The sequence below is a fragment of the Arthrobacter sp. ISL-72 genome (assembly GCF_018613755.1).
Lineage (GTDB): Bacteria > Actinomycetota > Actinomycetes > Actinomycetales > Micrococcaceae > Arthrobacter.
Window position 1 is genome coordinate 13,602 of record NZ_JAGGPP010000018.1, and the last position, 19,544, is coordinate 33,145.

Genomic DNA, 19,544 nt, shown 5'->3' on the forward strand with positions numbered 1-19,544 from the left:
AAAAAGATTTAAGGTCCGGAAAGGTGGGCCGGTTTTTGCGTGCGGGCCGAGGGGCTTTACGCCGTGCGGGGTGGACAGAGGGTGCTGGCCCGGTGGGTGATGACCGTGGGTACCAACTCCAGGGATTCATGCGGTCCCTGCGAATCGGTGGAGAGGAGCTGGCAGATGATCTTGACTGCCCGGCGGGAAACTTCCCCCGGGCGCAGATCGATGGTGGAGAGCGGAATGGGCTGAAGTTCGGCGAGCGTGGGGGAGGCGCTGCCGATGACGGACACGTCCACTCCGGGGGTAAGCCCGCGTGAGGCCAGGGTCCGGCGGAGGATGTCCTGGACGGTACCGTCAGGGGCGATAAACGCCGGCACTCCGGTGGTCTGTGCCAGGGCCTTGTCCACGGAGGCGGCGATGGTCTCCCGGTCCGCGCCGCCGGGCAGGTGCTGCACTGTCACGCCCACGGCGCGGGCGGCCGTGTCCGTGCCGCCCATGAAGCGGTCCACGTAGTTGACGTGCCGGTCCACCACTTCGGGCTGCCAGTCGATGACGGAAATGACTGAGTGTCCTGCCGCGGCCAGGTCACGGACGCACTGCTCGCCGGCCATTTCGAAATCGGCATCGATGCAGACGAGCCCGGACGGGTCGCGGGGGATGCCGATCAGCACCACGGGGACGTTGAGGGTCCGCGCCACCGGGAGCCGCTCGTCCTCGCCTTCGACCTGCATGAGGATCAGTCCGTCGCAGATCTGCTGGCCGACCACGCGGCGGAGTCCGGCGGCTCCTTCGTCCTCGGTGACCAGCAGGATGTCATGGTCGTACTGCCGTGCCGTGGTGGCTATGACGGAAACGAACTCCATGATGGAGGCCATGTGGAGCTCGGGAATGAAGGGGATCACCAGGCCGATGACCCGGGTCTTCCGGCTGGCCAGCGCCCGCGCTCCGGCGTTGGGCTGGTACGTCAGCTGTTCGATGGCCGCTTCGACCTTTTTGCGCGTCTTTTCGGAGATGGGGCGCTTGCCGCTCAGGACGTAGGAGACGGTGCTCTGGGCAACGCCCGCCGCTTCCGCCACGTCTTTGCTGGTTGGCACGCCTTCCCCTTCCTGTGCTGGTTTTCGATGCGGATCCAAAAGGGTTGTCGATACGTATCGTCGATGCGCATCGAGAATGAGTATGGCACGCATCACACAAGGGTGCAAGGAAAATTTCGGGCAGGGCCCGGTGCCGCTTACAGCTCGAAGTGCGTTCTTACCGGACCCTGCCCCAGCGAATCGACAATGGCCGTGGCCACGCCATGGAGCTTGACGTTCCGTGAACTCGAGGCCGCCTTGAGGAGTTCGAACGCCTCGTCCTGGCTGCAGCGGTTCTGGGCCATGATGATGCCGATGGCAACGTCAATGGCGGTGCGGGATTCCAGGGTTGCCTTGAGGTTGGCTGCCGTCTCGCTGAAGTGGGCGAACCGCACGGCCAGCCGGAGGGCCATGGACGTCTGGCTGACGAAGTCCTCCGCGAGCTCCATAACTTTTCCTTCGAACCGGCGGGGGCGGTGGGAGTAGAGGTTCAGTGCAGCCCGGGTGTCGCCGTCCAACCGGAAGGGCACGGCGAGGATTGAGCGGACTCCATGCCCCAGGACGGTTTCGGAGTACTTCGGCCAGCGTGGATGCGCCTCGAGGTCGTCGATGTGCACCGTCACCTGGTCCCGGGAGGCTGTCATGCACGGACCGTCCCCAAAGGCGTACTGGATTTCGTCCATGGCCTGGGCTTCGGGGCTGCTGCTGGCAACCGTGGCTGCTTTCCGGTGCCGCAGCAGCGTGATCCCGCAAAGGACGGCGTCGCCCGGTTCGGAGAGGCTGCGCGCAGACACGCGCGCGAGTTCGTGAAGGAATTCTTCTACATCTGAGCTGTTCAACACCATCTCGTGCAGGTGCTGGCTGATGGACGTTCCGGTGTATGCGGTCGACTCGCTGGCCACGATGTTCTTGCTGCCGTTTCGTTCAGGTCAAAACGAACCGGCCGCGCGGCTGTCCACCCCGAAGTTCATCACGGGGGGAGCAGCAGAGAAGCCGGATCGTAGAACTATCCAACGGCTCTCTGCTAAACCGTACCGGGAAAGTATATACATCTGCCGGCAGGCTCCGGATGCGTGTGACATGGCCCACTGCGGGCCGGTCCGATAGCTGGGCGCGCTGCTTTCAGTGCAGGCCGAATACGGGCCGAAAGGCCCTCGCAGCCGCCCGCGGCCTGCCGGATAGTGGAATAGAGCGGCCGCTGAAGTCCCTCCCCGCACAGGCTTGCACCACACTGGATTGCCCGGAGCAGGCGGGCGGCCTTGAGCCATGACGCGAACGGCTTGCCATGAGCATTTTCGAGGACAGGGTTGAAGCGGGGCGGCGGCTGGGGGAGCGTCTCGGGTATCTGCGCGGCCAGGACATCGTGGTCCTCGGGCTGCCCCGCGGCGGTGTCCCCGTGGCGTCTGAGGTGGCCATTGCGCTGGACGCCCCGCTGGACGTGATCGTCGTGCGGAAGCTGGGCGTCCCGTTCCAGCCTGAGCTGGCCATGGGAGCCATCGGCGAAGGCGGCGCACGCGTGCTGGACAAGAACATCATTTCGCACGTGCGGGTGACGGAAACCGAACTGGCAGCCGTGGAGGAGCGGGAGCGCGCGGTGCTCGAATCCCGGCTCTCCCGGTTCAGGAAAGGCCGGACCCGTGCCGATCTCGGGGGCCGCACCGCAGTCATCGTCGACGACGGAATCGCCACCGGGTCCACTGCCCGCGTTGCCTGTCGCGTTGCCCGGGAGCTGGGCGCCGCCAAGGTGGTTTTGGCGGTTCCTGTGGCGCCCGCCGACACCCTCGCCGACCTCACGGAACCCGACGAAGTCATCTGCCTGGCCACGCCCCGCCGGTTCAACGCCGTGGGCTCCCACTACCGCGACTTCTCGCCAACGGACGACGACGAGGTGGTGGTCCTGCTCGATGCGGCGGCAAGCCGCTGGCACGGCAGCCGCAAAGCTGCGAACGGACAGCGCATCGACGAGGACATCCGGATCGACGCCGGGGCGGTGCAGCTCGAAGGCCACTTGTATGTGCCGGCGCCAGGTGCCGCCGTCGTGGTTTTCGCGCACGGAAGCGGCAGCAGCAGGCACAGCCCCCGCAACCGCTTCGTGGCCTCCTTCCTGCAGCGTGCCGGGCTGGGAACCCTGTTGGTGGATCTGCTTACACCGGCTGAGGAACTCCACCGCGCCAACGTGTTCGATATCGGCTTGCTCGCGAGCCGGCTTTCGGCGGCGGCCCGATCACTGGCCAGCCGGGAGGACACCGCCGAAAGCAGGGTGGGCTATTTCGGGGCGAGCACGGGAGCCGGTGCCGCATTGTGGGCCGCTGCGGAAACCGGTGCCCGCGTCGAGGCCGTGGTCTCACGGGGCGGCCGGCCGGACCTTGCCGGGGACAGGCTGTCCGCCGTACGTGCGCCCACGCGCCTCATCGTGGGCGGGGCGGACAGCGAGGTGCTGGAACTGAACCGCTGGGCGCAGGCCCGGATGCAATGCCCCAATGAACTGTCCGTGGTTCCCGGCGCCACCCACCTGTTTGAGGAACCAGGGGCGTTGTCCGAAGCTGCGGCGCTGGCTAGGGAATGGTTCGTCCGCTACCTTCCCCGCTAGCCGCCAACGCCCCTGGTTACACAGTGTTAGCGTCCCTCGTAGCGCCCGTGCCGCAGCACGTTGTCCTGCAGCAGCTGCTGGTACAAGGAGACGTGATCGGCCACCATGCGCCCGAGGCTAAAGCGCACCTCGGCGGCCCGGCGGCAGGCGTCCCGGTCCAGGCCGGGGGCCCGGGACAGGGCTTCGGCCAGCTCGCCGGTGCCGGTCCGGAGGTAGCCCGTCACGCCGTCGTCCACGATTTCAGGAGCCGCACCGTAACCGGTGCCGACTACGGGAGTGCCGGTGGCCAGTGCCTCGATCATCACCAGGCCGAAGGGTTCCGGCCACTGGATGGGGTTGAGGAACGCCACTGCGCCGCCCATCAGCTGGTACTTCTCCCGGGCGCTCAGTTCACCCACGAACTCCGCTTCCGGCCCCAGGAGCGGGGCAATCTGGCTCTCGAAGTAGTCCTCTTCCTGCCTGCCCTGGACACGGGCGGACATCAGCAGCCTGAATCCCGCCTGCCGGGCGATCAGGATCGCCTCCCGCGGCCCCTTGTCCGGACTCATCCGTCCGAGGAAGGCCACATACCCGCCGTCGCCCGCACCGCGCGGTACGGCAGCCACATCGATGCCGTGGTGGATCACCCGGTCCACCCTGGCACCGGCGGCGTCAGCGGCCTGGCGGTGTGAGATGGCCACCATGGCCACTTCGGGTCCTATCAGGCGGTACAGGTCTCCCAGGAGGGAGCTGAACGGTCCGTGGTTGGTGGTCACCACGGGAAGGGAAGCAGGCCGGTTCCGGAAGAAAGGCCCGGCCACGGTGTGGTCGTGCACCAGGTCCACATCCGTCATGGCGGCGTAGGCCCGGGCGACGTGATAGAGCTCGGTGACAGCCGACCAGCCGGCGGACGTGCCCGCGCCGGGCTCGGGCATGTCCGGCACCAGCGGAACCGGGCAGGTGCTTCCCGACGGCGCCGCCAGCAGTACCTCGTGACCGGCGGCAACCAGTCCGCGGGCCAGACCGTCCACCACCACTTCGGTCCCGCCGTAGCGGGGAGGAGGCACCGGCAGCCACGGCGGAGCGATCAGTCCGATGCGCACGCCGGACCACCTCCTCACATGCCGGGAAGCCACGGTAAGGCGCTCCTTCAGCTTCCCAGCCCCGGATGCGGTTTTACAGTGCCTTTAGTCCCGCTCGCCGCCCTTGAGCGCCTATGTCCGCCTTGGTAGTGTTGACTCATCAGTCTGGGGTTGATGCACAAAAGTACGGTGAAGCAGACCGCCGTCAGTGTGTTGCTGCCGTGGGGAGTCGCATGAGCCCGGACATTCGGGTATTTGAGCTTTATCAGTGGCGCCATGTGGCGTGAACCTATCCGACGGCGCACCGAGGACCTGTTGCGCGACTTCGTGTCCCGGGCGGACGAATTGGTGCGTGCCCAGGACCAGATGCAGGGCTTGCTGGGCGCCGTGGTTTCGCTCACCGAAGACCTGAGCCTCGAAGCAGTGCTGGACCGGGTGGTGCAGTCCGCGTGCGAGCTGGTCGGCGCGCGCTACGGCGGGCTTGGCGTGATCGATGACGACAACAAGCTGGGGCACTTCATCACCGTGGGAATCGACGACGACGGCGCGCGGCTGATCGGCGAGGTCCCCACCGGCCGCGGGGTGCTGGGACACCTGATCCGCCAACCGGAGGCGCTGCGGCTGGATAATCTCGGTTCGCATGAAATGGCCAGCGGCTTCCCGCCGAACCACCCGGACATGAAGACGTTCCTGGGCGTACCCGTCAGGGTCCGTGGTTCCGTTTTTGGAAACCTCTACTTGACCGAGAAGCTCGACGGCGGGCCGTTCACCCCTGAGGACCAGGAGCTGGCTTTGGCGCTCGCGGCGGCCGCCGGCGTCGCGATCGAGAACGCGCGGCTGTATGAGGACACAAGGCGGCGCCAGCGCTGGCTTGAGGCCGGGCTTGAGGTCAGCGACCAGCTCAGTTCGGCGCTCTTCCCGCACGAAATGGACAACCTGGACCTCGTGGCGGAGCGGGCATTGACTGTGTCCGACTCGATCCTGGCCGTGATCGCGTACCCCGATGCGGACGGCACCCAGCGCTGCCGGACGATGGTCGGGGTGCAATCCGGATTTGCAGGACAGGAATTGCAGGCTTCCGGAGTCACCGCCGAAGTCCTGGAAACAGGATTGTCCGCCCTGGTCCGGGACCCCTCCGAGGTTTTCGGAACCGAATCCGGGGAGAAGCTGGGTCCGCTGCTGGTGGCGGCGCTGGGGCGCAAGAGCAGCGAACGGGGGCTGCTGATCCTCGCACGTCCCGCAGGAGGCGCCGTTTACCTCCAGTCCGATCTGCAGTCCAGCGCCGTTTTCGGCTCCCGGGTGGGTCTCGCGCTCGGGCTGGTCCGCGCCCGGCAACGGCGTGAGGAGCAGCTGCTGTCCATTGACCGCGACAGGATCGCACGCGACCTGCACGACCTGGTGATCCAGCGGCTCTTCGGGGCGGGCCTGAGCATGCAGAGCCTGCGCCGGTACATCCCCGACCCCGTGGCCCAGGAACGGATTTCCGCCGTAACGGCCGAACTGGACGGCACCATTCACGAGCTCCGGGACACCATCTACTCCATGCGGACCGGCCACGGCCAGAAGGAACCGCTGACGGGCCTCATCATGCGGACCATCCACGAGGGCATCCGCAATTCGGATTTTTCGCCGAAGGTGCAGCTGACGGGACCCGTGGACGACGCGGTTCCCGACGCCGTCGTCGAGCAGTTGCTTCCGGTGCTTTCCGAGGGACTAAGCAACGCGGTCCGGCACTCCGGTGCTGACCAAATCGACATCTCGCTCACCGCCCGCCCCGACAGGGTGGAGCTACGGATCGCGGACAACGGCTGCGGATTCGAAAACCCCACGCGCGTCAGCGGCATCGCGAACATGAAACACCGGGCAAGGGTCCTCGGCGGGGAATGCTCCATTAAGAGCAGCCCGGGACGCGGCACCCGCCTGACCTGGGCCGCCCCTTCTATCTGAGTGGTACTTCGACGTGGGCGGCCTTGGGTCGAAGCGGCCCTAGAAGCGGAGCTCGAAGCCCAGCTTCGCGAGGATTCCGGCCACCTGGATCCTGACGGCAGTGTGCGCGAAGCTGGTTTCTTCGCTGATCTGGCGATTCGTCAGCCCCCGCCCCATGAGGTCCAGGACCCGCAGTTCATCGGACGTCAGGGCGCTGAGTACGCCGGCCTCCGTGTTGAGCAAGCCGTCCATCACCGAACGTCCAGCATTGGGAGCCAGCAACGATTCGCCGGTGGCGACCTTGCGGATTCCCTCGATAACGGCAGTCCCGGGTAACTGCCGGAGCACGTAGCCGGCCGCACCGGCCAGCACTGCGGCGCTGAGGGCATGCTCGTCGTCGTAACTGCTGAGGAGCAGGCACCGGAGCGTCGGGTTGTCGGAGAGGATTTCCCGGCAGGCCCCGATGCCGGTGCCGTCAGGCAAGTGGGCGCCGATGACCACCAGGTCGGGACGCAGTGCCGGGATCCGGCGGCTTGCCTCGGCAGCCGATCCGGTCTCACCGACCACCACGAAGTGCGCCTCTTCCAGCAGCTCGCGGAGGCCCAGCCGCACCAGGGCGTGGCTGTCGAGGATATACACACGAGCTCCCCCAACAACGCCCGCCGTTGTTGCCTTCATGACGCTCCCGGGATTTTGACACGCGGTGCTCACCGCGTTCATGCCTTCAGGTTAGAACCTCGATGCGAAGCAGGATCAGGGCATAAAGTCACTGAACGGCCCGCCCCGTTGATGTCCCTGACTACCGGCCGGGCGCCGCCTGGCAGCCGCTTGCGGGGGCCCAAAATAAACGGGACCTGACCATGACTTTCGGCACTATTGACTTAATCGAATCCGGGACGATCCTTAATATCAATCCGGTTCGGAGGTCAACGATGCCGCTTTCTGAACATGAAAGGGACGTCCTCAGGCAGATGGAGCAGTCGCTCCACGAGGATGATCCGCGATTCGCCGCGCGCATGGAGGGGCAGTCGCGTTCCCTGATGCGCCGGGTTGTGCTCGGTGCACTGTGCGTGGTCTGCGGATTCGCCGCCGTGATCGCGGGCGCTGCCCTGCAGCTTTTGTACCTGGGCATCGCAGGGTTCGCGGTCATGGTCGCGGGCGGCTACTACGCCTCGTTCGGCATCAGCCCGAGCAGGCTGCCCTTCGGCCGTCCGAGCATGGGCTTACCGGGCCAGTCGCAGCATATCTGAAGACCTGCTCTTCAGCATCCGACTCCAAACACCCCGCCGCGCTGGGCAGCGCCGGCAGGGCAGGGACGTCTTTTCCTAGGACTCGGAGGGCCAGCCAGAAGGGCTGCATCCGTACCTGCGCGCCTCTAGGGTGGAATGACGGGCGCCGCGGCCAGCGGGGGCCGCCACAAGCCAGAGGAGTTCCCGATGAGAGTTGCTGTTACCGGAGGAAGCGGAAAACTGGGCAGGAGCGTGGTCCGAAGGTTGTCCGAGGACGGCCACGACGTCCTGAACCTGGACCGTGCGGGCACCAGGGGCCGCGGCTTCGCCGAAGTGGACCTGCGGAACTACGGGCAGGTGCTGGACGTCATTCTCGGCCTCGATGACCGGCACCAGGGCTTCGACGCGATCGTGCACCTGGGGGCCATTCCCGCTCCCGGCCTGGCGCCCGACGCGGCCACGTTCGAGAACAACATGCTCGCCACCTACAACGTCTTCCAGGCCGCCCGCCGTGCCGGGATCAAGAAGATTGTGTACGCTTCGAGCGAGACCGTGCTGGGGCTGCCGTTCGACATCGACCCGCCCTATATCCCGGTGGACGAGGAGTATCCGGCCCGGCCGGAGAGCACCTACTCGATGGTGAAGCACCTGGAAGAGCAGATGGCCATCCAGCTGACCCGCTGGGACCCCGAGCTGAGCATCACCGGCCTGCGGTTCTCCAATGTGATGGATCCGGAAGACTACGAGGACTTTCCTTCCTTCGACGCCGACGCCACGCTGCGGAAGTGGAACCTGTGGGGCTACATCGACGGCCGGGATGGGGCCCAGGCCGTGGCGCGGGCCTTGGAGAACGGCCAGCCGGGGTTTGAGGCCTTCATCATCGCCAACAAAGACACGGTCATGAGCCGCTCGAGTGCCAGCCTTGCGGCGGAAGTTTTTCCCGACGTCAAGGTGGTCAAGCAGCTTGGCGAGCACGAAACCCTGCTGTCCATTGACAAAGCCAGGCGCCTCCTCGGGTTCGCCCCGGAGCACAGCTGGCGCCACTACCACTCGAACCGCACTACGCCCACCGAGGACTGAGGAACACCAAAGGAGGGCCGACGGCGGCAGGTGACTGCCGCCGTCGGCCCTCCTTTCAGTTCCCTTCAGTGAGCCCGTCGCGGACCGGGTAGACCGCATAACCGTCTGTCTTGGCAACCAGCTGACGGGGATGGGTGCCGTTGAACTTGAGCCACATGATGGACGAGTCGGACGTCACGGCTTCGACTTCGCCGGTGCGGACAAGCTGATCCCCGCGCCGCAGCTCGATCCAGCTGCCAATCAGCAGTTGCCAGTCCTCCGGTGCCTCGGACATGCGGCGTCCTCTAGCGAATCACTTCGCGGGTCATCCCGAACGGAACCTGGTCGGACAGAGCCGCGGTGTAGTGTCCGGGGCTGTTTCGCGTGATCAGGATGCCGTGGCTCCCGGTACGCATGGCAACCTCGCGGAGGTCGCGGACGGCGGCCTCGAGGCGTTCGTCCAAGAGGTGCCGGCTTGCCACTTCGATGTAGATCGGTGCAATGACAGTGGACATGGACCTTACCTTTCTGGCTGTATCGGGCTTCCGGCGCGGGGGACTGGCTCAGGGGTTCCGGACAGCCTGCTGGCTGCCGGCTGGAACAGCCACCGGACGGTCAGCAGCCGGTTCCTTGGTTTCCGTGCCGGCAGGGGGAGTGGTCTTGAGCTTGAACCGTTTACCGATGCCGGATCCGCCGCCGCTGCTGCGGTTCTTGTTGAAGATGTCGAATCCGACGGCAAGGAGGAGGACTAGGCCCTTGATGAGCTGCTGGTAATCAGTGCCGAGGCCCAGGATGGACATGCCGTTGTTGAGCACGCCCATGATCAGGCCGCCCACCATGGCTCCCGCCACGGTGCCGATGCCGCCCTGGACTGCGGCGCCGCCGATGAAGGCTGCAGCGATGGAGTCCAGTTCGAAGCCGGTGCCGCCGGCAGGCTGGGCGGAGTTCAGGCGGGCGGTGAACACCAGGCCCGCCAGCGCGGCCAGCACACCCATGTTCACGAACAGCCGGAACGTCACGGCCTTGGTTTTGATGCCTGACAGTTCAGCTGCGTGGAGGTTGCCGCCGATGGCATAGGTGTGGCGGCCGAAGATGCTGTTGTTCATGAGGGCCGAGTAGACGATGACGAGGACGGCCAGCACGATGAGCACGATGGGCGTTCCCCGGTAGCTGGCGAGCAGGAACGTGATGGCGAGCATCAGCAGCGCAATGAACCCGGTCTTGATGGCAAACCACGCCATCGGTTCGTTCTCCAGGTTGAAGCGGCGGCGGATCCTGCGCTCCTTGATGGCCTGGAAGAGGATCGCTGCCGTGCCTCCGACGCCTAGGATGACGGTCAGCCATTCCAGTACCGAATTGCCGCCGGAAATGTCGGGCAGGAAGCCGCCGCCCAGGGCGCGCAGTTCGGCGGGAAACGGGGTGATCTGCTGGTTTTTTAGCGTGATCAGGGTCAGTCCGCGGAAGATCAGCATGCCGGCCAGTGTCACGATGAAGGCGGGAATGCCCACATAGGCGATCCAATAGCCCTGCCAGGCGCCCACCAGGGCACCGACGAGCAGGCAGGCCGGGATGGCGATCCACCAGGCCCACCCCCAATGCACGATCATCACACCCGATACCGCGCCGATAAAGCCGGCGATGGAGCCGACAGAGAGGTCGATATGGCCGGCGATGATGACCATGACCATGCCTATGGCCAGGATCAGGATGTAGCTGTTCTGGACCACGAGGTTGGTGACGTTCTGCGGCTGCAGCAGGATGCCGTCAGTCAGGACCTGGAAGAGCAGGACGATGAGGATCAGGGCGACGAAGATGCCAACCTGGCGGAGGCGGCTTGTAAGAAAGCCAAGGGATTCTCGTAGGGCGGACATGTTCGCTATTCCTTCTCTTGGGTCATGAAGTGCATGAGGGTTTCCTGGCTGGCCTCGGCGATCGGAACCTCACCGGTGACGTGGCCCGCTGACAGGGTGTAGATCCTGTCGCAGATGCCCAGGAGCTCCGGGAGCTCGGAGGAGATGACGATGACGGCCTTCCCCTCTGCTGCCAGCTCGGCGATGATCGTGTAGATCTCGAACTTGGCCCCGACATCGATGCCGCGGGTCGGTTCATCGAGGATCAGCACGTCCGGGTCGGAGAACATCCATTTGCTCAGCACGACTTTTTGCTGGTTACCGCCCGAGAGCTTCCCCGTGATTGCTGCAACGGAGGGCGCCTTGATGTTCATGCTCTTCCGGTAGCGGTTGGCCACGGTGGTTTCTTCGTTCTTATCCACCCAGCCGCGCTTGGCCAGCTTGTGCAGGGCCGCCATGGAGATGTTGCGCTTGATGTCTTCGATCAGGTTCAGTCCGTAGTGCTTACGGTCCTCAGTGGCGTAGGCGATGCCGTGCCGGATGGCGTCGGAGACCGTGGCCGTGTTGATTTCCTTGCCGTACTTGAACACCTTGCCTGATACTGCACGGCCGTACGTCCGGCCGAAGATGCTCATGGCCAGTTCGGTCCGGCCGGCGCCCATGAGTCCGGCCAGGCCCACCACTTCGCCCTTCCGGACGTTGAGGCTGGCGTTGTGGACCACGGTGCGGGTGTGGTCCTGCGGGTGCTGTACGGTCCAGTCTTCGATGCGGAGGACTTCCTCGCCGATGCTGGGCGTGCGGTCCGGGTACAGGCTTTCGAGGTCGCGGCCCACCATGCCGCGGATGATGCGTTCCTGGGTGATCTGTCCCTGGTCGAGCCGCAGGGTCTCAATCGACTTGCCGTCCCGGATGATGGTGACGGCGTCGGCGACCTTGCGGATTTCGTTCAGTTTGTGGCTGATGATAATGCTGGTGACGCCCTGGCCCTTCAGGTGCAGGATGAGGTCCAGCAGGTGGTCCGAGTCCTCGTCGTTGAGCGCGGCGGTGGGCTCATCGAGAATGAGGAGCTTCACTTCCTTCGAGAGTGCCTTGGCGATTTCGACCAGCTGCTGCTTGCCCACGCTGATGTGCTGGATCGGCGTAACGGGGTTTTCGCTCAGTCCGACGCGCGCGAGCAGCTTGGCCGCTTCGAGGTTCGTTTTGCGCCAGTCCACCCAGCCGTTGCGGGCCTGCTCGTTGCCGAGGTAGATGTTCTCGGCGATCGAAAGGTACGGGCTCAGCGCCAGTTCCTGGTGGATGATCACGATGCCGCGCTTTTCACTGTCGCTGATGCTGGAAAAGTCGCATGGTTCGTTCTCGAAGAGGATGTCGCCTTCAAACGTGTTGTGCGCGTACACCCCGGAGAGGACTTTCATGAGGGTGGATTTTCCTGCGCCGTTTTCACCGCAGATGGCATGCACCTCGCCGCGGTTCACGTCCAGGGTGACGTCCTGGAGGGCTTTTACCCCGGGAAAGGTTTTGGTGATTCCCCGCATTTGAAGAATAGGTACGTTCATGGTGATTCCCGATGACTTGTCAGAGCCGGACTCCTGCGGATGCAGTGTCCCCGGTTGGGGTGCGGCCGGGCCTAAGCCCTGCCGCACCCGGTACGGCGGCTACTTGATGTCGGCCTCCGTGTAATAACCGGAATCGATCAGTTCCTTCTTGTAATTGTCGTTGGTGATGATCACGGACTCGAGCAGGTAGGCCGGGACCACCTTGACCTTGTTGTTGTAGGTTTTCGTGTCGTTGGTTTCAGGCTCCTGGCCCTTCAGGACGGCGTCAACCATTTTCACTGCCTGCTCACCCAGCTTGCGGGTGTCCTTGAAGATGGTGGAGTACTGCTCGCCGGCGATGATGGACTTCACGGAGCCCTTCTCGGCGTCCTGTCCGGTGACGACCGGCAGGCTTCCCTTGGCGTAGCCGCCGGTGCTGGTCAGGGCGGAGATGATGCCGATGGACAGGCCGTCGTAGGGGGAGAGCACGCCGTCAAGCTTGGTGCCGGAGCTGTATGCCGCGGTGAGGATGTCCTCCATGCGCTTCTGGGCAACCGGGGCCTGCCAGCGGAGGATGGCTGCCTGCTCGAACTTGGTTTGGCCGCTGGGGACCTTCAGGGTTCCGGCGTCCAGGAACGGCTTGAGCGTGTCCATCGCACCGGTCCAGAAGAAGTTGGCGTTGTTGTCATCCGGGCTGCCTGCGAAGAGCTCAACGTTGAACGGGCCCTTGCCTTCCACCTTCTTGCCGCTGGCGTCGAGGAGGCCCAGGCCGGTCAGAAGCGACGTCGCCTGCTGGACGCCCACTGTGTAGTTGTCGAAGGTGGTGTAGTAATCGACGTTAGGAGTGCCGTTGATCAGGCGGTCGTATGCGATGACCTTGACGTTCTGCTCCTTCGCCTTGGCGAGGACGTCGGTCAGCGTGGTGCCGTCGATGGCGGCGATGATGAGGGCCTTGGCGCCCTTGGTCAGCATGTTTTCGATCTGCGACACCTGGGTGGGGATGTCGTCATTTGCGAACTGCAGGTCCGCCTTGTAGCCGAGCTTCGTGACTGAATCGGAGACGTTCTTGCCGTCCGCGATCCAGCGTTCGGACGTCTGGGTGGGCATCGAAATGCCGACGAGCGCGCCCGCCGCATCGGCGCTGCCGGACGATGGACTCGCCGCTCCGCCCCGGCTTCCGCACCCCGTGGCCCCCACTGTGACTGCGAGGACGACGGCGACTGCGCCCAGGAGTTTCTTGATTCTCACGTATATCTCCTTCCGCGGACGACTCCGTCCGCGAATTGGTGCTAAGCCGGAAGGCATCTGCGCTTCCCGGCGGAGGCCAGCCGGTTGTGATATCCGGACGGGCGGTGAACTGCTGTATTTTTCGAACTGCTGTAATGTTAGCGCTAACAACATTGGAATGAGCATAACTGGCGCTGTTCTTGTGAGTCAAATCACATTTATTCGCGCGGTCCACCTTACCGTCACAATGAGGCTCAGACTACGACGACGAACTCTGTGTGAGCGTACCGGACGCCGTTGATCTGAAGTTCCAGGGCATGACTGCCCGGATGGTGCACCCGGGTGGTCATCTGGCGGAAGGAATGGCGTTTGGACACCGTTCTGGTTTCGCCGGGGTTCAGGGTCAGGGCAGAGAGCTTGAAGACCTTTTCCGCTTGTGAGCCGTTCGCCTTCATGTAATGCACGATGTAGTCCACTGCCAGCCGGGCAGGATCGGCGCCCGTGTTGGAAATCTCGAAAGTGAAGGAGAGGTCCGCCGGTGGCGACGACACCGTGCTCCGGTCCAGCTGCGGCGGCGTCACCGCCACCGACGCCGGCGTAAAGCCCTGCAGGGCCAAGGCGCCCGGGTGGGCTTTCTTGATCAGGGTCCGCAGTCCGTGGCGGACCACCCATGGCGTATTGGCGTCCGGCCTGGCTGTCCAGGCTGTGGCCGCTGCCAGCACCGCGTCGGGGGAGTGGCGGGCCAGGTCGTTGAGGTGACTGGCCACCGAGCGGCGGACATACTCGTGCGGGTCCCGGTACAGGGCGTCGAGGATGGGGATCGTGGCCTCGGGCCGCCGGACGAGCTCAGGAACCCTGACGGCCCAAGGAAGATAGGGGCGGGTGCCTTCGCTGGCGAGGCGGCGCACATGCTCATCGGGGTGGGTGGTCCAGGTCAGTGCGACGGCGAGCGCGCGGTCCAGGTCGGCGGCCAACAGGCGCCGGATGGCGAACTCGCCGGTCAGCCGTGGAGTCAGTTCGGCGAGCAACTGGAGGCAGTCTTCGAAATCGGCCTGTTCGAAGGAGCCGAGGGCCAGCGTCACTGCTGTTTCGGTAACCGGCCAGAGAGTCCATCCGGTGAACTCCTGGTCCAGGAGGGCGCGGCGGAAGATGCGCGCCGCCGCCGGGTAATCCGCCGCCGGAATGCCCGCGGCGGCGAGATCCGCGAGCATTCCCCGGCTCACGTGGTCGGTGCGTTCGCGAAGGCTGAGGTCCGCGAGCGAAGCCCCCGCCTCCGCGAGGCGGGACCAGGCCATGCGGGGGCGGCGTCCTCCAGCACGCGGATCAGCCTGCCCACGGCGGCTTGGTCTATCAGTTCGTTCATGGCGCCCATGCTGTCAGGCTACCGTCGCAGCCGGTTCCGGGGGAGGATGTTCCGGCCATGCGGCGCCGGCGGCCGCGGGTTGCCGTTCCTCCGGCGCCAAAACCGCGGAACCGGGATAATGTCAGCGGATATAAATCTTTCAGGACTGCAGAGGCGGAAGCGGCAAATGGTTGAGGATCGCCCACGGAAATCGCCCCGCTGGTGGCGGGTCTTCCACGAGAAATTCGTGGTTGAAGAGCGGTACATGAGTGCTGCCTCCAGGAAGAACCTCTACCGGATCGCCATGATCCTGATGGTCCTGGGCGCCGGCCTGTTCCTGCTGACCTTGACGGATGTCCTGGGGCGGGACGGACTGACCGGCCTGGACGAACCCGCCCGGTCCTGGCTGGTCAGTCAGCGGTCGGAGCCCCTCACCGGCGTCATGATCTTCCTGGCGATCGTTTTCGGTCCGGTGGCGCTGCCGATCATCATCCTGGTGGTCACCGTGGCCTGGGGCATCGCCGCCAAGCATGCTTGGCGCCCCCTGGTGCTGGCCGGGGCCATGCTCACCGGAGTTGCGCTGGCCCAGATCATCGGCCGGTCGGTGGGACGCCAGCGACCGCCGCTGGACCTCATGCTGTTCGGTCCGGACGTCACGTTCTCCTTTCCTTCCGGGCACGTGCTCGGTGCCTGCGATTTTCTGCTGGTCACAGCGTTTCTTATCTTCTCGCGGCGCCAAAGCACCTGGCCGGCGGTGGCAGGCTTTGCCGCGGCCGTCGTCGGGATTTTCCTTGCATCGATCAGCCGGCTCTACCTGGGTTACCACTGGGTGAGTGACGCGCTGGCTTCGCTGTTTATTTCCTTCGTGGTCCTGGGTGCGGTCATCGCAGTGGATACCTGGCGCACGGCCCGCATCCCCGGTGAGCAGATCACCGGTGAACTGTCCAAGGCCGATACGGTGGAAAGCTAGCAAAAAATGGCCAGCGAGGAGGACGTCCGCCGCCTGTGCACCGCACTGCCGGGCGTCACCGAGCGGCCCAGCTGGAACCGGCCCGCGTGGTTTGCCCGGACGCTTATGGCCAGGATCTGGGAGGACGGCATCCTCACCGTCAAGACCCGGGAGCGGGAAGCGCTCGCCGGAACTTACCCGAAGACGTATTTCTGGACTCCGCATCACGAACGCTCACCACAGCTCGTCCTGGTCCGGCTGGACCGGATCGACGCCGGGGAGCTGGCGGAACTACTCGAGGAGTCCTACCTGATCGCCGGCGGCCGGCGGTAGCAAACAGCCCGCGTTCCCGGCTCAAGTCCCCGAGCCGGATCCCGGGCTGGTTCCCGTGTTGGTGCCCGGGCTGGTGCCGGAGCGCCGGCGGGCCTGCTGCAGCTGCAAGCGAAGCTTGGCGTTGGCAGCCTCAAGCTCCAGCACCTTCGCCACTCCGGCGAGGTTGAGGCCTTCGTCCAGCAGTTCGGCGATCCGTTTGAGTACGGCCAGGTCCGAGTCGCTGTATTGCCGGGTGCCGCCGGAAGTGCGCTCCGGCGTCAGCAGGCCCTTCCGTTCGTAGAGCCTGATGTTCTGTTGTCCGGTCCCTACAAGATGCGCCACCACGGAGATCGCGTAGACACCTGCCTCCCCATCATGCGCTGCCATGATCCTCCAAAATTTTCCTCATTTTGCCCTTGCCACAGTTTCTCACCGGTGCTATAAAAAATCTATATCCGCCACCACAGATATTGGGGGCGGGTAGACCGATGGAACTGCAACAACCACGCTGAAGGAGTGGGAAATGATGTTGATGCGTACGGACCCGTTCCGTGAGCTGGACAGGCTGACCCAGCAGGTGTTCGGGACGCAGGCAAGGCCGGCTGCAATGCCGATGGATGCCTGGCAGGAGGACGGCACCTTCGTCGTCTCGTTTGACCTGCCGGGTGTGGACATCGACTCCGTCGACCTCAATGTCGAACGCAATGTCCTGACCGTTCGGGCGGAACGGCGGGATCAAACGCAGCCCAACGTGGAGCTCGTAATTTCGGAACGTCCCCGCGGTGTCTTCAGCCGCCAGCTCATCCTCGGCGACACGCTGGACACGGAGAACGTGAAGGCAACCTATGACGCCGGCGTCCTGACGCTGCGCATCCCCGTGGCCGAGACTGCGAAGCCCCGCAAGATCGAGATCGAAGGCAAGAAGGACAAGATGCACGAGATCAGCACCTAGTCCGAACCGGACATGGGGCGGCCGCCGATAACGACCGGTGGCCGCCCCCGTCCGCCGTAGAGGAGTAGGAGAGCGGCCATGAGCAATCACCCGCCTGACTACTACGCCATCCTGAAGGTGGGCAGGACAGCAACGGGGCAGGAAATCGCCCGTGCATACCGCGCCCTCATGCGCGTCCACCATCCCGACGTCGAGCGCGGTACGTCCGAGGAAGGAACCAGCCGCCTGCTGGGAATCATGGAGGCGTTCGCCGTCCTTCGTGATCCCAAGACCCGCGCGGAGTACGACCGCACGCTGCGGCCGGTCCAACCTGCCCCGAGCGCGCCGCGCCAGGCGACGGCCCGCCAGGTGCCGGTACGCCAGGTTCCGGTACGCCATGTGCAGCCGAAGCAACCGCCGCTGCTGCGGGTGACCCCGGTGCGTTGGGAACGCGGCCCCGGCCGGGGATCGAATGACAAACAAAGCTAACCGAAGGAGTATCCATGAGTGCGTGGCGCCGTTACGATTCCCACCTTATTCCGGCGTTTCATGAACGTTTTGAACAACGGTGGGGAGTGGGCACAGCCCCGTTCCTGGATCCGGAAGCCCATGAGGAGCCGCTCCCGCGGGCCCAGTGGATCAATCCCGAAACAGGCGCTGCGCTTGCGGTCGTTCCCATCTGGTCGGTGGACGACACCCAGCACCGGTCCTTTGGAGTCTTTTACCTGCCGCCGGCCGGTGACATTTGGGTGCTGCGCCCGGGCTTCACCGGATATCTGGAACCGACGGCGGACGACACGGAGCACCTGGTCATGCTCCGCAACGACGCCTTCAAAAAGGCACTGGCCCACGCCAAGGAATTCCTCTACGGTTCCGAGGCCCCCGTGCACTAAGATCAATCTACTACCCGGTAACTACATAGGGGATCGAGCCGATGACCTTCTCCGCCAAAGACCTGGCTGCCAAGATCCCGCCAGCCTTCACCCTGGGCATCGCCACAGCGGCATTCCAGATTGAGGGCGCCCTCGATGAGGACGGCCGGGGGCCGTCAGGCTGGGATGTTTTCGCCGCGAAGCCCGGTGCCATTGTTGATGACCACAGCCCGGCCATCGCCTGCGACCACTATCACCGCATGCCCGAGGATGTTGCCCTGATGAAGCACCTGGGCATCGATTCCTACCGCTTCTCGCTGTCGTGGTCCCGCATCCAGCCGGGCGGCAGCGGGCCCGTGAACAGCGCCGGGCTGGATTTTTACGACCGGCTGCTGGACCAGCTGCTGGCCAGCGGAATCTCACCCATGGTGACCCTCTACCACTGGGACACTCCGTTGCCGCTTGACGAGGCCGGCGGCTGGATGAACCGCGACACCGCGTACCGCCTTGGCGAGTTCGCAGCGATTGCCGCTGCAGCCTATGGTGACCGGGTGGCCCGCTGGTGCACCGTCAACGAACCCGCAACCGTCACCACCAACGGCTACGCCCTGGGCCTCCACGCCCCTGGCGAAGCGCTGCTCCTCAAGGCACTGCCCACGGTCCACCATCAGCTTCTGGGCCACGGGCTTGCGCTCCAGGCTCTGCGCGCGGCAAACGTTCCCGGTGAGATCGGTATGACCAACGTGTACTCGCCCATGCTGCCGGCGTCGATCAACCCGCTGGACAAGCTGAGTTCGGGCCTGATGGATGTGGCCCAAAACCGGCTGTTCGCAGACCCTGTCCTCCTGGGCAAATACCCGGACGCGATCCGGGCGGCCACGTTCTTCACCTCGTTCAGTCCCTCGGACGAGGACATGCGCCTAATCTCCCAGCCGCTGGACTACTACGGTCTGAATTACTACATGCCGACATGTGTCGCGGCCGGCCCCGGCGAGGGATCGGTTCCGCCCGGCATGGCGGAGGCCATGGGAGACGACCTCAGCGGGACGACGCCCGGGGCCCCGTTCCACATCACCTCGTTTCCGGACGCCGAAATAACCGCCTACGGCTGGCCCATCAAGCCTGAATACATGGCGGTTGCCCTCGGCGAAATGGCCGAGCGGTACCCGGACCTGCCTCCGGTGTTCATCACCGAGGGCGGGGCCAGCTTTGAAGATGTGATTATCACCGACCACGCATCCGGGCAGATCATGATCCCCGACGAACGGCGGATCCGTTATCTGGCACAGCACATCGCCACCGCGCTGGAAGCCACGGCGCCGGGCGGGCCCGCGGAATCGATTGACCTGAAGGGCTACTACGTGTGGTCGCTGCTGGACAACTTCGAATGGTCAGCGGGATACAAGCAGCCCTTCGGCCTCCTCCACGTCGACCCCGGCACGCAGGAGAGGACACCCAAGGCCTCCTACTACTGGCTTCAGGAGATGCTTGCTGCCCGCAAGGACGCCGCCGCGGCAGCCGTCGGCGCCGTCATCTCCACTGGGCTGGAACCTGAGGCGGAACCTGAGGCCGAACCTGCGGCCGAGGCCTAGGTTAGCCCGCG

At 64.9% G+C, this 19,544-nt stretch carries 21 protein-coding genes; 10 read left to right on the top strand and 11 right to left on the bottom strand.

Annotated elements, in window-relative coordinates; all coding sequences use genetic code 11:
* Positions 1-56: 56 nt before the first annotated feature.
* Both J7I92_RS15875 and J7I92_RS15880 read right to left on the bottom strand, forming a co-directional pair.
* Positions 57-1,079 (bottom strand): LacI family DNA-binding transcriptional regulator, encoded by a 1,023-nt coding sequence (locus J7I92_RS15875; RefSeq protein WP_214842050.1) that lies wholly within the window; start codon positions 1,077-1,079, stop codon positions 57-59.
* Positions 1,080-1,216: 137 nt separating this feature from the next.
* Positions 1,217-1,960, bottom strand: coding sequence for a GAF and ANTAR domain-containing protein (locus J7I92_RS15880; RefSeq protein WP_214842052.1), 744 nt, complete (start codon positions 1,958-1,960; stop codon positions 1,217-1,219).
* Between the two features lie 383 nt (positions 1,961-2,343).
* On the opposite strand from J7I92_RS15880, the gene J7I92_RS15885 reads away from it, so the two are divergent.
* Positions 2,344-3,648, top strand: coding sequence for a phosphoribosyltransferase family protein (locus J7I92_RS15885; RefSeq protein ID WP_214842055.1), 1,305 nt, complete (start codon positions 2,344-2,346; stop codon positions 3,646-3,648).
* A gap of 26 nt (positions 3,649-3,674) precedes the next feature.
* On the opposite strand, the gene J7I92_RS15890 is transcribed toward J7I92_RS15885, so the two are convergent.
* Positions 3,675-4,730, bottom strand: coding sequence for a glycosyltransferase family 4 protein (locus tag J7I92_RS15890; protein WP_214842058.1), 1,056 nt, complete (start codon positions 4,728-4,730; stop codon positions 3,675-3,677).
* A gap of 255 nt (positions 4,731-4,985) precedes the next feature.
* Between J7I92_RS15890 and J7I92_RS15895 the strand changes: the two genes are divergently transcribed.
* Positions 4,986-6,656, top strand: a complete 1,671-nt coding sequence (locus J7I92_RS15895; protein WP_214842061.1) for a GAF domain-containing sensor histidine kinase — start codon at positions 4,986-4,988, stop codon at positions 6,654-6,656.
* Positions 6,657-6,695: 39 nt separating this feature from the next.
* On the opposite strand, the gene J7I92_RS15900 is transcribed toward J7I92_RS15895, so the two are convergent.
* Entirely contained in the window at positions 6,696-7,313 is a 618-nt protein-coding gene (locus J7I92_RS15900; RefSeq protein ID WP_214842064.1) for a response regulator transcription factor, read from the bottom strand.
* A gap of 254 nt (positions 7,314-7,567) precedes the next feature.
* Between J7I92_RS15900 and J7I92_RS15905 the strand changes: the two genes are divergently transcribed.
* Positions 7,568-7,885 (top strand): DUF3040 domain-containing protein, encoded by a 318-nt coding sequence (locus J7I92_RS15905; protein ID WP_214842067.1) that lies wholly within the window; start codon positions 7,568-7,570, stop codon positions 7,883-7,885.
* A 186-nt stretch (positions 7,886-8,071) separates the two neighbouring features.
* Positions 8,072-8,944: an NAD(P)-dependent oxidoreductase gene (locus J7I92_RS15910; RefSeq protein WP_214842070.1), complete on the top strand. Its 873-nt coding sequence runs from the start codon at positions 8,072-8,074 to the stop codon at positions 8,942-8,944.
* Positions 8,945-8,999: 55 nt separating this feature from the next.
* On the opposite strand, the gene J7I92_RS15915 is transcribed toward J7I92_RS15910, so the two are convergent.
* From J7I92_RS15915 to J7I92_RS15940, 6 genes are all read right to left on the bottom strand, one after another.
* Positions 9,000-9,218, bottom strand: coding sequence for a hypothetical protein (locus J7I92_RS15915; RefSeq protein WP_214842072.1), 219 nt, complete (start codon positions 9,216-9,218; stop codon positions 9,000-9,002).
* 10 nt (positions 9,219-9,228) lie between these two features.
* Positions 9,229-9,438, bottom strand: coding sequence for a hypothetical protein (locus J7I92_RS15920; RefSeq protein ID WP_214842073.1), 210 nt, complete (start codon positions 9,436-9,438; stop codon positions 9,229-9,231).
* 48 nt (positions 9,439-9,486) lie between these two features.
* Positions 9,487-10,794 (bottom strand): multiple monosaccharide ABC transporter permease, encoded by a 1,308-nt coding sequence (gene mmsB / locus J7I92_RS15925; protein ID WP_251040016.1) that lies wholly within the window; start codon positions 10,792-10,794, stop codon positions 9,487-9,489.
* A gap of 5 nt (positions 10,795-10,799) precedes the next feature.
* A complete protein-coding gene (mmsA, locus tag J7I92_RS15930; RefSeq protein ID WP_214842074.1) occupies positions 10,800-12,329 on the bottom strand; it encodes a multiple monosaccharide ABC transporter ATP-binding protein in 1,530 nt (509 codons plus the stop codon).
* Between the two features lie 99 nt (positions 12,330-12,428).
* A complete protein-coding gene (gene chvE / locus J7I92_RS15935; protein ID WP_214842075.1) occupies positions 12,429-13,556 on the bottom strand; it encodes a multiple monosaccharide ABC transporter substrate-binding protein in 1,128 nt (375 codons plus the stop codon).
* 233 nt (positions 13,557-13,789) lie between these two features.
* Entirely contained in the window at positions 13,790-14,830 is a 1,041-nt protein-coding gene (locus tag J7I92_RS15940) for a DNA alkylation repair protein (protein ID WP_251040018.1), read from the bottom strand.
* Between the two features lie 234 nt (positions 14,831-15,064).
* On the opposite strand from J7I92_RS15940, the gene J7I92_RS15945 reads away from it, so the two are divergent.
* On the top strand, positions 15,065-15,847 hold the full coding sequence (locus tag J7I92_RS15945; protein WP_214842076.1) for a phosphatase PAP2 family protein: 783 nt from the start codon (positions 15,065-15,067) through the stop codon (positions 15,845-15,847).
* 6 nt (positions 15,848-15,853) lie between these two features.
* On the top strand, positions 15,854-16,159 hold the full coding sequence (locus tag J7I92_RS15950) for an MmcQ/YjbR family DNA-binding protein (protein ID WP_214842077.1): 306 nt from the start codon (positions 15,854-15,856) through the stop codon (positions 16,157-16,159).
* A gap of 21 nt (positions 16,160-16,180) precedes the next feature.
* Here the strand turns inward: J7I92_RS15950 and J7I92_RS15955 are convergent, their stop codons facing one another.
* Entirely contained in the window at positions 16,181-16,525 is a 345-nt protein-coding gene (locus J7I92_RS15955; protein ID WP_214842078.1) for a MerR family transcriptional regulator, read from the bottom strand.
* A 139-nt stretch (positions 16,526-16,664) separates the two neighbouring features.
* On the opposite strand from J7I92_RS15955, the gene J7I92_RS15960 reads away from it, so the two are divergent.
* The 4 genes from J7I92_RS15960 to J7I92_RS15975 all read left to right on the top strand — a co-directional run bounded on the left by J7I92_RS15960 (position 16,665) and on the right by J7I92_RS15975 (position 19,533).
* Entirely contained in the window at positions 16,665-17,090 is a 426-nt protein-coding gene (locus J7I92_RS15960) for an Hsp20/alpha crystallin family protein (RefSeq protein WP_214842154.1), read from the top strand.
* Between the two features lie 78 nt (positions 17,091-17,168).
* A complete protein-coding gene (locus J7I92_RS15965) occupies positions 17,169-17,558 on the top strand; it encodes a J domain-containing protein (RefSeq protein ID WP_214842080.1) in 390 nt (129 codons plus the stop codon).
* Between the two features lie 14 nt (positions 17,559-17,572).
* Complete coding sequence (locus tag J7I92_RS15970; RefSeq protein WP_214842083.1) at positions 17,573-17,962, top strand: hypothetical protein; 390 nt, start codon at positions 17,573-17,575, stop codon at positions 17,960-17,962.
* A 41-nt stretch (positions 17,963-18,003) separates the two neighbouring features.
* Positions 18,004-19,533, top strand: coding sequence for a glycoside hydrolase family 1 protein (locus J7I92_RS15975; protein WP_214842084.1), 1,530 nt, complete (start codon positions 18,004-18,006; stop codon positions 19,531-19,533).
* Positions 19,534-19,544: the final 11 nt, after the last annotated feature.

Coding starts and splice junctions, on each gene's coding strand:
- J7I92_RS15940 (WP_251040018.1), bottom strand. CDS start 14,830: ATGGCCTGGTCCCGCCTCGCGGAGGCGGGGGCTTCGCTCGCGGACCTC.
- J7I92_RS15910 (WP_214842070.1), top strand. CDS start 8,072: ATGAGAGTTGCTGTTACCGGAGGAAGCGGAAAACTGGGCAGGAGCGTG.
- J7I92_RS15900 (WP_214842064.1), bottom strand. CDS start 7,313: ATGAAGGCAACAACGGCGGGCGTTGTTGGGGGAGCTCGTGTGTATATC.
- J7I92_RS15965 (WP_214842080.1), top strand. CDS start 17,169: ATGAGCAATCACCCGCCTGACTACTACGCCATCCTGAAGGTGGGCAGG.
- J7I92_RS15915 (WP_214842072.1), bottom strand. CDS start 9,218: ATGTCCGAGGCACCGGAGGACTGGCAACTGCTGATTGGCAGCTGGATC.
- mmsA (WP_214842074.1), bottom strand. CDS start 12,329: ATGAACGTACCTATTCTTCAAATGCGGGGAATCACCAAAACCTTTCCC.
- J7I92_RS15885 (WP_214842055.1), top strand. CDS start 2,344: ATGAGCATTTTCGAGGACAGGGTTGAAGCGGGGCGGCGGCTGGGGGAG.
- J7I92_RS15905 (WP_214842067.1), top strand. CDS start 7,568: ATGCCGCTTTCTGAACATGAAAGGGACGTCCTCAGGCAGATGGAGCAG.
- J7I92_RS15895 (WP_214842061.1), top strand. CDS start 4,986: ATGTGGCGTGAACCTATCCGACGGCGCACCGAGGACCTGTTGCGCGAC.
- J7I92_RS15975 (WP_214842084.1), top strand. CDS start 18,004: ATGACCTTCTCCGCCAAAGACCTGGCTGCCAAGATCCCGCCAGCCTTC.
- J7I92_RS15970 (WP_214842083.1), top strand. CDS start 17,573: ATGAGTGCGTGGCGCCGTTACGATTCCCACCTTATTCCGGCGTTTCAT.
- J7I92_RS15955 (WP_214842078.1), bottom strand. CDS start 16,525: ATGGCAGCGCATGATGGGGAGGCAGGTGTCTACGCGATCTCCGTGGTG.
- J7I92_RS15920 (WP_214842073.1), bottom strand. CDS start 9,438: ATGTCCACTGTCATTGCACCGATCTACATCGAAGTGGCAAGCCGGCAC.
- J7I92_RS15960 (WP_214842154.1), top strand. CDS start 16,665: ATGTTGATGCGTACGGACCCGTTCCGTGAGCTGGACAGGCTGACCCAG.
- J7I92_RS15945 (WP_214842076.1), top strand. CDS start 15,065: ATGGTTGAGGATCGCCCACGGAAATCGCCCCGCTGGTGGCGGGTCTTC.
- mmsB (WP_251040016.1), bottom strand. CDS start 10,794: ATGTCCGCCCTACGAGAATCCCTTGGCTTTCTTACAAGCCGCCTCCGC.
- J7I92_RS15950 (WP_214842077.1), top strand. CDS start 15,854: ATGGCCAGCGAGGAGGACGTCCGCCGCCTGTGCACCGCACTGCCGGGC.